At 64.8% G+C, this 12,610-nt stretch carries 12 protein-coding genes and 1 pseudogene; 11 read left to right on the top strand and 2 right to left on the bottom strand.

The features are described from left to right. Positions 1-110 precede the first annotated feature (110 nt). The 10 genes from CKO42_RS24560 (at position 111) to traN (ending at position 10,413) form a co-directional block, all read left to right on the top strand. Positions 111-341: a hypothetical protein gene (locus tag CKO42_RS24560; protein WP_200251065.1), complete on the top strand. Its 231-nt coding sequence runs from the start codon at positions 111-113 to the stop codon at positions 339-341. Between the two features lie 23 nt (positions 342-364). Continuing rightward, on the top strand, positions 365-823 hold the full coding sequence (locus tag CKO42_RS24555) for a TraV family lipoprotein (RefSeq protein ID WP_200251063.1): 459 nt from the start codon (positions 365-367) through the stop codon (positions 821-823). A 266-nt stretch (positions 824-1,089) separates the two neighbouring features. Further along, a complete protein-coding gene (traA, locus tag CKO42_RS24550; protein ID WP_200251061.1) occupies positions 1,090-1,419 on the top strand; it encodes a TraA family conjugative transfer protein in 330 nt (109 codons plus the stop codon). Positions 1,420-1,563: 144 nt separating this feature from the next. Then, entirely contained in the window at positions 1,564-1,806 is a 243-nt protein-coding gene (locus CKO42_RS24545; protein WP_200251059.1) for an RRXRR domain-containing protein, read from the top strand. Further along, positions 1,803-4,208: a type IV secretion system protein TraC gene (gene traC, locus CKO42_RS24540; RefSeq protein ID WP_200251057.1), complete on the top strand. Its 2,406-nt coding sequence runs from the start codon at positions 1,803-1,805 to the stop codon at positions 4,206-4,208. The genes CKO42_RS24545 and traC overlap by 4 nt, the downstream gene beginning before the upstream one ends. Then, complete coding sequence (locus CKO42_RS24535) at positions 4,198-4,548, top strand: hypothetical protein (protein WP_200251041.1); 351 nt, start codon at positions 4,198-4,200, stop codon at positions 4,546-4,548. The genes traC and CKO42_RS24535 overlap by 11 nt, the downstream gene beginning before the upstream one ends. Continuing rightward, positions 4,545-5,078, top strand: a complete 534-nt coding sequence (gene lepB, locus CKO42_RS24530; RefSeq protein WP_200251040.1) for a signal peptidase I — start codon at positions 4,545-4,547, stop codon at positions 5,076-5,078. The genes CKO42_RS24535 and lepB overlap by 4 nt, the downstream gene beginning before the upstream one ends. 106 nt (positions 5,079-5,184) lie before the next feature. Then, the gene (locus CKO42_RS24525) at positions 5,185-6,543 is read left to right on the top strand and encodes a TrbC family F-type conjugative pilus assembly protein (protein ID WP_200251039.1); all 1,359 of its coding nucleotides are present in this window, start codon (positions 5,185-5,187) and stop codon (positions 6,541-6,543) included. Positions 6,544-6,626: 83 nt separating this feature from the next. Next, positions 6,627-7,601: a TraU family protein gene (locus CKO42_RS24520; protein ID WP_242479674.1), complete on the top strand. Its 975-nt coding sequence runs from the start codon at positions 6,627-6,629 to the stop codon at positions 7,599-7,601. Positions 7,602-7,722: 121 nt separating this feature from the next. Continuing rightward, positions 7,723-10,413, top strand: coding sequence for a conjugal transfer protein TraN (gene traN / locus CKO42_RS24515; protein ID WP_242479673.1), 2,691 nt, complete (start codon positions 7,723-7,725; stop codon positions 10,411-10,413). A 91-nt stretch (positions 10,414-10,504) separates the two neighbouring features. On the opposite strand, the pseudogene CKO42_RS24510 reads toward traN, so the two are convergent. Continuing rightward, positions 10,505-10,867: pseudogene (locus tag CKO42_RS24510) on the bottom strand (SRPBCC family protein); the annotation flags it as partial. A gap of 391 nt (positions 10,868-11,258) precedes the next feature. On the opposite strand from CKO42_RS24510, the gene CKO42_RS24505 reads away from it, so the two are divergent. Beyond that, the gene (locus CKO42_RS24505) at positions 11,259-11,567 is read left to right on the top strand and encodes a hypothetical protein (protein ID WP_200251031.1); all 309 of its coding nucleotides are present in this window, start codon (positions 11,259-11,261) and stop codon (positions 11,565-11,567) included. Between the two features lie 27 nt (positions 11,568-11,594). Here CKO42_RS24505 and CKO42_RS24500 read toward each other — a convergent pair whose 3' ends face one another. Then, a complete protein-coding gene (locus CKO42_RS24500; protein ID WP_200251027.1) occupies positions 11,595-12,380 on the bottom strand; it encodes a peroxiredoxin-like family protein in 786 nt (261 codons plus the stop codon). Between the last annotated feature and the right edge of the window lie 230 nt (positions 12,381-12,610).

Here is a 12,610-nt window from a genome sequence, read left to right as displayed (position 1 = left end):
GCGCGCCTGCTCGGGGTCGAACAGGTGCCGCTGCTGATCGCTCCGGATGGCCGGTTGCACCAGGGCGTCCCCGAGAATCTGGCTGCTTGGCTGGGGGAGGGCGATGCGGGATGAACGCAAAGGTTCTACAACGCCGGTCCAGGCTGATCCTACTGCCTGTGCTGACCATCGCAATCACCATGACCAGCAGCTGTGCCAGTCCTCTGGGACGTCCGCACTTCGCCTGCGAGGGGCTGCCGAGCCGGCCGCTCTGTCTGTCGGTGACCGAGGTCTACCAACGCACCGAGGGGCAGGGACCACCGCCGGCCGAGGTGCTGACGCGAAAAGGGGATCTGCGATGAGATCAACACAGTCTTCATGGGTCATGCTTTCCGCCAGCGCCCTGATCCTGCTGCTGAGCGGTTGTAGCGGATCGCTGCCAAAGACGCTGCCCTCGACCACGCCCGATACGCTCACCGCACTACAGGCACAACAGTCGATGGCGTCATCGCGATCGCGATCAGCGGCCTCTGCAAGTGAGTCGAGTGGTCAGGCCTCCATCGCTCAGAGCGCTGCTGACCCAGGTGAATCAACTGCTTCAGCGCCATCCGAGTCGACGCATGGAGCACCGGCACCCATCCGCGCCCCAGCCTCGGTGATGCGGGTCTGGGTCGCCCCTTGGGAAGACGCCGACGGCACGCTGCACGGCGCCAATCACCTCTACATCGAAGTGCTGCCGCGTCGCTGGCAGCTCGACGGCGCCGTCTTGCCGGCCGCTGGGGTGCTGCAGCCGCTGCAGATTGCCGAGCGCAGCCAAACCGATCTGACGAATCACCGCCGATGACGCCGATGGACACCGATCGACACACGACGCAGCCATCCCGCGGTCCAGGTGCTGATCGCAACGGCCAGGTGATGCAGGGTTCAAGATCCAAGGTCGAACGCGCTACGCCCATCAGCGGTTCAACGCCCCTTGACAGCTTCCTTCGACAACCCACACCGCGGCCATCGAGGCCGCTCCATGCAACCCCGGAGACCGCCGCTATGGCATCCCATCCTTGTCCGAGTCTAAGTCCGTGTTCCACAGCTTCCACCACCGCCGAGTCCGTCATGTCATCCCACGCACACCCAACCCACCACTGGCTCTTCGCCGCCACCTTGATCGGCGTCGGCGCCGCCGCCCTCACGCTCGCCCCGGAGGCGGCCCTCGCCGGCACCGGCGGCACCGAGTTCCAGGCCACCTACGACATGCTGATCAGCTGGATGACCGGTCTATTGGGCCGGATCATCGCCATCGCCTTCATCATCGTCGGGCTGATCGCCGGTGTCGCACGCCAGTCGATCCTCTCGTTCGCGATCGGCATCGCCGCTGGTCTTGGCCTGTTCATGGCCCCGGACATCATCGATGCGGTGGTCTCGGCGACGCTGCCGATCACCTGATCTCAAGATTGATCACCTGAGTCCACAAGGATCTTCCCCGAATCGCCGCTGCTGACTGACCGGTCGCCCTGATCGAGCCTGGACGGGACACCGTCCATCGTTCTCCGCTTTCTCTGTGCCCTTCCTTCACCAGGAGCCAAGACCATGCGAACCGATCGCGTGCGGCGCCGGCGTGCGTCCCGAACCCATGAGCCCGAACGCGTCAGCGTGCTCGATCCCGTCGGCCATCTGCTCTCACCCTGCCATCCGGCGCGCGCCCGCGCGCTGCTGCGTCGCGGTCGCGCCTGGCTGGTGCGCGATGATCCGCCGCTGATTCAGCTGTGCCGGATGGGCGAACCCGCGCCGATCACGGTCGCGCAGTCAACACCGGGGATGCCACCGCCATGACCCATCCCGCCAGACACTACCAGGGCGAGCGCCTGAGCACGCTGCTCAGCCCGCTGGCCTACGATGCCGAGGCCAAGCTCTTCCTGCATGATGACGAGAGCCTCGGCTTTGGTTTCCTCTGCACGCCCTTATCCGGTCTCGAGGAGAGCACCGCCGAGCGCCTGTTGGTCCTGCTCAACCAGGACTGGCCCGCCGGGACCCTGATCCAGGTCGGCCTTTGGGCGAGTCCGGATATCGATGCCGCCTTGGCTCGCATGCTCGGCCTGCGCCTGGATAGCCCGACGCCGGTGCTGCGCGAGGCGACCCGCCAGCGTGTCGACTTCCTGCGCCAAGGTGTCGAGCAACCGCTGGTTCCGGGTACCGCTTTGCGCGTGCGCGATCTGGTGCTGTTCATCAGCGTCAAGCTGCCGCTGGCTTCAGGGCTGCCGGAAACTGCTGAGCGTGCCGCGGCGATCGATCGCCGCGCGGCCAGCGAGCAGGTCCTGGCCACCGCGGGGCTGCAGCCGCGTCCTTTATCCTCCGACGACTTCGTGCGCCTGCTCGGCACCTTGCTGAACTGGGGCGAGGAGGCCGGTTGGCGGGCCCGGCTGATCCCCGAGTGCGATCCGCACCGGCTGATCCGCGAGCAACTGCTCGATCCGACCCATGCCTTGGAAGTCGACGCCGAGGGACTGACGCTCGGTGAGACCCGGGTGCAGGTGCTCTCCTGCAAACGCTATCCGGACCGGGTCGGCTTCGGGGTGGCGGCCCGCTATCTGGGTGATCCGCTCTCCGGAACCCGCGGTATCGGTCACAACGCCCTGCTGACCATGACCCTGCATGTGCCGGATCAGGAGAGCCTGCGCGCCAGACTCAAGGCGCAGCGCCAATGGGCGACCAACACCGCCTATGGACCGCTGGCCAAGTTCCTGCCCGAGTTGATCAGCCGCAAGCACGGCTTCGATGTGCTGTTCAGCGCCTTGGAGCAGGGCGATCGTCCCCTGCAGGCGCATCTGAGCCTGGTCCTGTTCAGTCCCAAGGATGAGGCCCAGGCGGTGCGCTCCAATGCCATCACCTACTGGCGCGAGCTGGGCTTCCAGCTGATGCCAGATCGCTACTTCGCGCTGCCGCTGTTTCTCAACAGCCTGCCATTCGGCGCCGAGCGCAAGGCGATCCGCGACATGATGCGCTATCGGACCCTGGCGGCACGACATGCGGTGGCCCTGTTGCCGGTGTTCGGCGACTGGAAGGGCACCGGCACGCCGGTGATGCAGCTCCTGTCGCGCAACGGCCAGCTGATGGACCTGTCGCTGTTCGACTCGCAGAGCAACTACAACGCCGTGATCGCTGCCAGTTCCGGCGCTGGCAAGAGTTTCTTCACCAATGAGCTGGTGGCGGCCTCGCTCAGTACGGGTGCGCGCTGCTGGATCATCGATGTCGGGCGCAGCTACGAGAAGCTCTGCACTGCGCTCGGCGGGCAGTTCATCGCCTTCACCGAGACCGCAGACCTCTGTCTGAATCCGTTTGAGCTGGTGCAGCGCTGGGAAGAAGAGGCCGATGTGGTCACGGCGCTGATCACCGCGATGGCCGCTCCAACTGAGCCCTTGGGCGATTACCGCACCGCCGGACTGAAACGCATCCTGAAGACGGTCTGGGATCGGCTCGGCAAACAGATGAGCGTCGATGCGATCGCTGAGGCATTGTTGGCTGAAAGCGATGCACGCTTACAGGATGTCGGCCGGCAGCTGTTCTCCTTCACCTCGGCCGGGGAGTACGGCCGTTTCTTCAACGGCCGCAACCGCATCGGCTTCACCGCGCCTTTGGTCGTGCTTGAGCTCGAGGAGCTGAAGAGTCGCCGGCATCTGCAGCAGGTCGTCTTACTGCTGCTGATCTATCAGATCCAGCAGGCGATGTACCTCGGTGAGCGCGCACAGCAAAAGCTGGTGGTGATCGACGAGGCCTGGGACCTGCTCACCAACGGCGATGTCGGCAAGTTTATCGAGTCGGGTTATCGGCGCTTTCGCAAGTACGGCGGGGCGGCGGTCACCATTACCCAATCGCTCGCGGATCTCTACACTCATCCGGTGGGACGCGCAATCGCGGAGAACAGCGCCAACAGCTTTCTGCTCGCACAGCCGGCGCAGGCGATCGATCAGCTCGCGGCCGAGCAGCGGCTGCCGTTACCGTCCGGAGCGGTGGAGCTGTTGAAGACCGTGCATACGGTACCAGGCGCCTATTCCGAGATCTGTTGCCTGACCAGCCTGGGTGGCGGTATCGGTCGCCTGGTGGTCGATCCGTTTCGTCGCTTGCTCTACAGCACGGCGCCGAAGGATGTGGCCGCGTTGGAGATGCTTCGGACGCAAGGGCTGGGCACGGTTGAGGCGATCCATGCGTTGATCGAGGAGCGTTGCCATGGACGTTGAGCCGCGCACAGGTGCGGGCCATGAGCCCCTGATGGCGCTTTTGACACCGTCCCTGCGTTGGTCACTGACGCTGCTGTTCGGGGCGGTGCTGGCCGGTGCCGTGGTGGGGTTGGGGATCAGCCAGAAGCGCTTGGCCGCACTGGCGGGAGACGCTGCACGCCAGCCGCCGGTGGTCATCCTGTCGGTGTCCGAGGCGGTGCGCGCCGGGCTGGATGCGGGGCAGATTCGGGTGTTCGCTGAGCGACTGGCCGAGCGAGGGTTTCTGGTCCTCGATGGGCAGGCGGTGCTGGCCGCACCGGCAGAGCTGTATCTGCCACTGAGCGAGGGGATAGGCCGATGAGCATGCGTCGGAATACACCGCGTCACCGCCAGCCCTGGGATCGGTTCCTGCTGAAGGCCCTGGTGGTGCTGACGCTGATCCTGGTGATCGGCAGTCTGCTTTGTGGGCGCTTTCGACTGGGTCTCGATGATCAGGATGCGCTCTGTCTGCCGCCGTATCGCTGGTATCTGATCGATACCTGGGATCGGCAGCCGCAGCCGGGGCAGTTGGTGGCCTTTGCTGCGACGGAGGCGATGGTGCCGTATTTCACAGTCGGGCAGACGGTGATCAAGCGCGTGGTGGGCGTGGCAGGTGATCGCGTGGCGGTTGATGCTGCCGGGACCTCGATCAACGGGGTTGTGCGGCCGAATAGCGACCCCGCCTTGGCGACGACGTTGAAGCAGCCGGTGACCACCTTCGATCGCGCGGAATTCGAGGTACCGCCCGGTCATCTCTGGGTGATGGGGGACACGCGCGACAGCTTCGATGGCCGCTATTGGGGTGCGTTGCCGATCGAGCAGGTGCAGGGGCGGGCGTATGCGTTGTTTTGATGCTGCTGCGTTTTTTGCTCGGTTCCGCGGAGCCTTCTGTTGCCGTGCTCATGGATCAGCGGTCTCAACCGCTTGGCGGTCCGCCAGCGCTTGCCAACTCCTGATAATGGCCGGCGGCGCACTGACCGCGGTCAGCGTCGCTACCGCTGCCGGGCCGATGATCGATCAGGCCGAGCAGGGCATTGATCAGGCACTGGCACCGATCCGGGCGCAGGCCGAGGCGATTGCCCGGAGCATTGAAGGTCAGCCGTTGCCGGTGTGGCTGCAGGTTCCTGATCAGACCGGCACGGAGTCGAGCGTTAAGGGCCATGCTGTTGTCGTGGACGGTCTGCTGGAAGATGCGCGTCAACACCTCGGGTCTGCGGACCTGACGGCATCGATCTGCGAGACCCTGGCGAGCGACTGTGCACTGGATGGCCGATCCTCCAGTGTTCCTGAGCCCGCTGATTCCGATCCCTTCCAGCCGGCGACGAACGCGCCATCCAGAACCTACCTGCTCTTTGCCTCCCGCTCCCTCGGCGAGGCCGCGTTGCGCGAGCTGTTCTCCCTGGCCAGTGGCCGACCCGATCTGCGCATCCTGTTTCGCGGCGTCGACGAGGATGAGTCGTTGATCGCCTTCGCCGCCAGCCTGCGTGAACTGCTTGAGGGACTCGATCCGCCCCCGAACGTGCTGCTCGATCCAACGCCCTTTCGGGCCTATGGGGTCACGGCGGTGCCGACGTTGATCCTGTTGGAGCGGGAGGGCACCGCCTGGCGCGAGCGTGCTCGGGTCGCTGGTCTGATGAGCACCGGCTGGCTCGAGCAGGCCCTAGACGTCGGTCGCCAGGGCGACCTCGGCACGCGGGGCCCGGTCACCGAGATCCGAGAGCCGGATCTGCTCATTGAGCTCGAGCGCCGCCTGGCCGCACTCGATCTGACCGCGATGAAGGCCCGCGCCCTCGAGCGGGCCTTTGGTCGTCTGCACCTGGAGCGCCTGCCAACCGCCACCGAAGATCGCACCCGCTGGATCGATCCAACCCTCACCGCTGCGGCGGATATCCAACTGCCGGACGGCACGCCGCTGGTCAAGGCCGGAGACAGCGTCAATCCACTCGCGCAGCTGCCCTTCACCCAGCGCCTGGTGGTCTTCGACGCCACCGATCCACGCCAAGTGGCCTTCGCGCAGGCGCGTGCCGCTGAGCGCTCAGCGAAGGCCAGCCTGTTTCTGCTCACTGATCTGCCGCGCGAACGCGGCTGGAGCGGACTCGAGCAGGTGATGACCCAGCTCGACCGACAGGTATTCCTGCTCACTTCGACGCTGCGTCAGCGCTTCGCCCTGCAGCGGGTGCCCGCCGTGGTCGAGGCCGAGGGACTGCGGTTTCGCGTCACCGAGACCGCGATGCGCGGGCCAACAGCAGCGTTAGTCGATCAGGAAATTGCCGATGGCCTCGCGATCGGGACCGAGAGGAGGCATGCGGCCCCATGAAGCGACGTCTTTATCCAATCGGCTTTCGAGGGGTCAGCTCGCTTGGCACGCTCTGCCGCCTCAGCACCCTGCTGCTGCTCGCGATGCTGACGCCGACACCACCGGCCAAGGCCGCCGATGCCGCCTGCCCGGATGCCGAACTGCTCAGCGGTAAGCTGATCACCGACATCTGCTGGTCTTGCCTGTTCCCGGTGCGCATCGCCGGGATGCCGATCGGTGGTGGTCGAGTACCAGCAGGGGCCAGCAACGCCTCGGTTTGTGTCTGTCGCGATGGACTCGGCGTCCCCCGGCCCGGTTTCACCCTCGGCCTTTGGGAGCCGGCCCGGATCATCGAACTGGTGCGCAATCCGACCTGCACGCCGGCCCTGGGCGGCATCCGCCTGCCGTTTGGCGATGTGCGCCTGCTCGGCAGCGGTGGTCAGGGCGAACTGGACGACAGCGAGGCGGCCTTCTACAACGTCCATGTCTACGCCTTCCCGCTGCTGGTGATGCTGGACCTGTTCTTCGATGATCGCTGTAACCCGGATGGGTTCAGTGAACTGGACCTGCTGCACTTCACCGAGCTGGACCCGACCTGGAACAACGCCGAGCTGGGGTTCTTCGCCCATCCCGAGGCGACCTGGCTGGCCTCGCCGGCGGCGCAGGTGGCCTGTTTGGCCGATGGCGTTGCCGCCAGCGCGGGTAACCCGATCGATGAGCTGTTCTGGTGTGCTGGTACCTGGGGGCTGATCTATCCCTTCGCCGGCGCGCAGCCGACGCTGGGCTCACGGGTGCGCGCCACCTCGCTGTCGGCCACCCGGGTCATGGCGGCGCTGCATCGGCGCGGCCTGGCCCGGCAGACGATGGGCGATGGCGCCTTGTGCGAGGCCCCGCTCGCGCCCTTCCTGCCGAAGAGCCAATACAAGCTCTCGATGTTCTATCCGCTGCCGGAGGCCAACAGCGCGCATGTGATCGGCGAAAGCCCCTTTCGGTGGGGGATTCATCGCACCTATCCGGGACCGGGTGAGGATCACCTCTATGTGCTTTGGCGCTGGCAGGATTGTTGTGCGACGTTCTGAACCGGGTATTGACGGGATGCTGAATCGGTTGCTTGCCGACGCGACCTCGCCGCATCAAGCGTCGGGGGCTGATTGCCGGCCGTCTGCCGGGGCATCGATTGGGCATCGAGTCCTCGTCGGATTGCTCTGCCTCTGTGTCGCCTGGACGCCTTGGGCACTGGTCTGGGGCGATGAGATGGCCGATCTGGGGCGAGCCGGGCAGGTGTTTGGTCAGGGCCAGGCCACTGGGTTTGCGCTGCCGACCCTGGAGGGCGACCAACTCCAATTCCAGGTCAATGGTGCAACCCAGTCCGTCAGTACAGAGGATCTCTTCCCCGGTGCCTCGGCCGGCAGCGCAGCGGACTTCTCCGCCCTTTACGGCCAGCCCGAAGGCTTGACCGCCCGCGGCCGCGCCGCGCAGTCAACGCTGCTCGGCGAAGAAGGCGCACAAGCCGAGGCCTTCCAGAGCCTCTACACCAATGTCGGGGTCTCGGCGAGCGATCTGCGCGCCGATCCGGTCTGGTCGCAGACCGACCAAGTCATCGACGAGATGGCCGACCTGGCGAATGGCTTCGGCGATTGCGCGATCGACACGCAATTCCAGACCGGCACGCGCCCGGTGCATCTGCCCGAGATCGAGACCTGCCAGCAGGTGCAGCAGGGCGGGGAATGCACCCTCACGCATGCTTATGACCTGCCACCGGCCGATCACATCGTCGCGGTCAGCGGTGGGGCGGTGCAGACCAACTGCGCCTATGGCTGCATCGAGGTCGTCTACGATTTTCCAGGCGCTGCGCATCAGCCGTCCTGTCCCGATTGCGCCTCTCGACCGGCACAGACCTTCGGTTTCACGGTCAACGACCCGGGACGCATCCAGCGGATTGCGGTCAGCGTGGCGCCTCAGGCCACCGAGTTCGATACCGGCTGTGATTGGGACTGCAAGATCGATGCGCTCTTCCAATCCTGGTCGATCAGTTTTCCTGGCTACAGCCAGTCCGACAGCAGCAGCGGCAATCTCGATCCGATCCAGCGCACGGCCCTGAGTGGGCACGAGGCGACCGCAGCGCTGCGCAACGGCGGCTCGTTCACCGTTGCCAACGACTACCGCTTTCAAACCGATGCGGGGCACTGGTATGTCGCTCAAGCACCCTATCGGGTCTCGATCCGTATCCAGTTCACGCCGTTGCCATTGCGCGACCACGGTTGGGATGCACCCGAGGCCTGCGTGCATCTGGCCGAGACCATCCGCGACAGTGCCTTCTGCGAGGGCGAGGCGGTCTGCTCCGGCGCGCCGGCGCTGAATGCCAACGGCTGCTATGAAACCGTCGGTGTGCTGATCTGCCCGGGCAACTTTGGGCCTTCGCCGGTGCCCTGGCTCAATCCGTTCTGCCGCGAGCTGGCGATCAGCGCCGACTGTGCCGGGTTCAGCAGTGGTGACATGCAGTGCTGGACCGATCCGCAGGGCCAAACACACTGCCCCTACAACCCCGGCGATATCGAGAACGACTGCGGGCCACTCGAGGCCGATCCGAACTGCGGTTACCTGGGCTCAACCTGCATCGACGGTGCCCGCGATCGCTATGGGGTCTGCTATGCCACCGAGTCACGCTATGACTGCGGCACCACCGCCGAGATCCCGGACATCACCCGCGAGACCGCGATGTACTGCGCCGGACCGGTGCGGTGTCTGGGTAATGACTGTCTGGACCTGACCTTCGAGCAGTCGGATGACTTCGGCGAGGCTGCTGCAGCCCTGCAAGCCGCGCAGTATGTGCTCAGCGACAGCAACTGCACCAGTCCCGGCCAGTGCCAGATCTTCCAGGGCCAGGCGGCCGAGTGTAAGCAGGCCGTCGGTGGCATCGTCGACTGCTGCGAGACCCCCGCAGGCGTCTCGCTGATCGACTACATCCAGCTCATCGTGGCGATGACCAAGATCGACTCTGCGATCATGGTCAGTGAGTCTGGGAGCACGTTGCGCGGGGGTTGGGAGCTGCTGCGTGATCCGCTGGTCGATACCTGGGATGCCGTCACCGAGACCATCACCTCGGCGGCGAACAACCTGGTCGGCAACTCTGCGGCCGCGACCAGCGAAGCCGGTGCCAGGCTCTCGCTGGATGCTGCGAAGCAGGCGCTGTTGCGCCAGACCGTGGAGTGGACCGCACAGGTGTTCGGCGACGCGGCGGCCAATGCGCTGTTTGCGGTCGAGGGCGGCGGATCGGCAGTGGTCAATGGCACCGTGCAGGCGGGCAACCTCCAGCTTGGCGGGCTGATCGGCACCACCCTCGCCTGGGCGATGACCGCCTATCTGATCTACAGCGTGGTGATGATCCTGATCCGCATCATCTGGACCTGCGAGGAGGAGGAGTTCGAGTTGGGGGTGCAGCGTGAGCTGCGGGCCTGCCATTACGTCGGCAGCTATTGCGACAGCGATATCCTCGGTATCTGCATCGAGAAGCAGAAGGCCTTCTGCTGCTTCAATACGCCCTTGGCGCGGATCATCAATGAGCAGGCCTATCCGCAGTTGGGTCGCAGCTGGGGGGAGCCTGAGCATCCGAACTGCGGGGGTTTGTCGCTGCAGGAGTTGGAGCGGTTGGATTGGTCACGGATCGATCTGTCGGAGTGGATTGCGTTGTTGACCCAGGCCGGGCAGTTTCCGCTGCCGGAGCACATTGATCTGGAGGCGTTGACTGGGACGGGTTCGGAATTGAGCACTGGTGGGCGAGCGGATGCGGCCGAGCGCAGTGCGGGGCGGACCGGCGGGCTTGATGCGGGCGAGATTCGCCAGCAGGCAGCCGATCAGCTTTGGGAAGACGTGCGGCGAGGGCTGCCCTGAGTCCAGTTGACCTCGAATCGAACACTTCGGTTTAAGGGATCCCTCGAGCCCCAATGAGACGAAGCAACAGGGCATCTGCGCTGCGCCATTGTCACATCGATGCTGCGCGCGCCTGAAGCTGACCGAGAAAAGCGCGCAGCTCGCGTTCCAAGCCGGCCTTCATCAACGCTGGTCCCACCAGGGGAAACAGCTGAAATCCGGGCTCAAGCTCGGCGCGATAGTCGACCCGAACCGAATCCTCTTGCGGTGTCAGGCGCCACTCAGTCCGTCCCGCGGCGAAATCACTCTGCTCGGGAACGATCACCGCGACCAGGCGCTGTGGGCTTTCGCGCACATCTTCCACCCGTCTCAGAGTCTGACAATGGATCAGAACACAGGCGCGAATACGCGTTTTGACGCGCACCTGCGTCGGCGTTGGCGTAGCGACCACCTTGCTCTCGAGGATCGACGGACTGAGTCTGGACCAGAAAACGCGCCTCGATGCGGTATCGCTGCTCCGACTCGCTAATCTGCAGCATCAGAAGATCCGCCGCACGCGTCTCAAGAGCGGTTGCGCCGCAGAGCACCAAGAGCGAGGGCAGGATGGATCGGGTGACTCGCATGACTCGGCCAAATACCACGATTCGTTCAACGCAAGCGTGCATATTGTGAATAGTTCGTGACGTTCCGATTGCGCTCGCAGGCGGAACCTGTTTGTGCAAAAAGCAGGTGGCAACAGGCAATCGTCTGTTTTTATTGGCTTTAATTGGGTGATTCCAAAGTTGGCACAGGGGCTGCTTTATCTCTGGCAAGTCCCGGCAACGGCCGGGACGTCCACCAACCCACTGTCCAACGAGGAACACAGCATGAAAACCATCACCACCACCCTGACCGCGACCCTGTTCAGCCTGGCTGCCGCTGGTGTCAGCGCCGCCGATGTCTACCAGGGCCTGAGCGCAGGCCATCCGGACCTTTCCAGCCATCCGGCTGGCATCGAGGACGGTTTTGGCGTCAGCGCCATAGCGCCCGGCGTCGGCAGCCAGATCGATCGTTATCACGGCATCGCCGACGGCAACGCTGACCTGTTCAATGTCCGCCTCCAGGGTCCGTCCGACAGCGGTGAGCGTCCGAACATCTATGGTGGCGCCCAGGGCAATCCGGATCTGTCATTCTGAGAGGGTCTGAGCCGTTGAGGTCAGCGCTCAGTCTGGGGCCTTGTCGGCCCCAGCGCTCTCGCCGACCTGATCCAACGCCGCAATGATCGCGGCCGGCTCCATGCGCTGGCGATAATCGACGTCGGCAAACGCAGCGCGAATCACGCCGTCACCATCGACCACAAAGGTCGCCGGAACCGGCAACACCCGCCGATCGGGGCCGTTGTACTCGGCCAGATCCAAGCCGAGACGCTCCCGGTAAACGGCATCCAGGTCGGCAGGGACCTCGAAATAGAGGTCATAGGCTTGCATCACCCGATCATCCAGATCGCTCAACACCTCGAACGCATAGCCGTCGTCCTCGACCTGCTCACGGGATTTGTCCGGCAATTGCGGCGTGACCGCGACGAGCTGCGCGCCGCGAGCCTCGATCTCGGGCAGGGATTGCTGCAGCGCGCGCAGCTGCAGATTGCAGTAGGGACACCAGGCACCGCGGTAGAAGGTCAGCACCACCGGTCCTTCGGCGAGCAGATCGGAGAGCCGCACGCGCTCGCCGAAGGCGTTCGGCAGGCTGAAGTCGGGTGCCTGAGTGCCGACCGCCAGTCCTGGCTCTGGCATTGCAGTCGCCAGATCCTCAGCGGCCCGCTGCATGATGGCCCGATCGGCCGTATCGAGCTTGGGTCCACCGATCTTGGCGCGTTCCGCCTGAAAGGCGTCCAGTGCCTGTTGATAGCTCGGCAGGGGCGCGTTAGTCGCGGTCTCGGCGTGCGCGGCTGACGCCAAGAGCAGTGAGGAGGAGATTAGCGCGATTAGGGGAAAGGATTGCTTCTGCATGATGGTCTCTCGAGAAGGGGTGACAGCCAGAGGGCGATGGTTGCGCAAGCGGATCGAGCCTGGTTGATGATTGCGCACGCAGTTCAAGGTTGGTTGCGACGAGCTGACCCCTTAAGACCGGTGTGATGGCCGAGTTCTTTCAACCGAATTGGTCAATCTTTCAACCGGGCTTTCAATTCAGTCAGTCCTCTCGATGCTGAGTCTGCGCATGCTCCTGCTTTCGGTGCAGC

Source organism: Lamprobacter modestohalophilus, from assembly GCF_016583905.1.
In the GTDB taxonomy this organism is placed as follows: Bacteria; Pseudomonadota; Gammaproteobacteria; order Chromatiales; family Chromatiaceae; genus Lamprobacter; species Lamprobacter modestohalophilus.
This window is presented reverse-complemented; position numbering and strand designations above follow the sequence as displayed.

Bases quoted from the DNA above. Each gene is read 5' to 3' on its own strand.
- traA (WP_200251061.1), top strand. From the start codon at position 1,090: ATGTCATCCCACGCACACCCAACCCACCACTGGCTCTTCGCCGCCACC.
- CKO42_RS24520 (WP_242479674.1), top strand. From the start codon at position 6,627: ATGCTGACGCCGACACCACCGGCCAAGGCCGCCGATGCCGCCTGCCCG.
- CKO42_RS24555 (WP_200251063.1), top strand. From the start codon at position 365: ATGCTTTCCGCCAGCGCCCTGATCCTGCTGCTGAGCGGTTGTAGCGGA.
- lepB (WP_200251040.1), top strand. From the start codon at position 4,545: ATGAGCATGCGTCGGAATACACCGCGTCACCGCCAGCCCTGGGATCGG.
- traC (WP_200251057.1), top strand. From the start codon at position 1,803: ATGACCCATCCCGCCAGACACTACCAGGGCGAGCGCCTGAGCACGCTG.
- CKO42_RS24560 (WP_200251065.1), top strand. From the start codon at position 111: ATGAACGCAAAGGTTCTACAACGCCGGTCCAGGCTGATCCTACTGCCT.
- CKO42_RS24535 (WP_200251041.1), top strand. From the start codon at position 4,198: ATGGACGTTGAGCCGCGCACAGGTGCGGGCCATGAGCCCCTGATGGCG.
- CKO42_RS24505 (WP_200251031.1), top strand. From the start codon at position 11,259: ATGAAAACCATCACCACCACCCTGACCGCGACCCTGTTCAGCCTGGCT.
- CKO42_RS24525 (WP_200251039.1), top strand. From the start codon at position 5,185: ATGGCCGGCGGCGCACTGACCGCGGTCAGCGTCGCTACCGCTGCCGGG.
- CKO42_RS24500 (WP_200251027.1), bottom strand. From the start codon at position 12,380: ATGCAGAAGCAATCCTTTCCCCTAATCGCGCTAATCTCCTCCTCACTG.
- CKO42_RS24545 (WP_200251059.1), top strand. From the start codon at position 1,564: ATGCGAACCGATCGCGTGCGGCGCCGGCGTGCGTCCCGAACCCATGAG.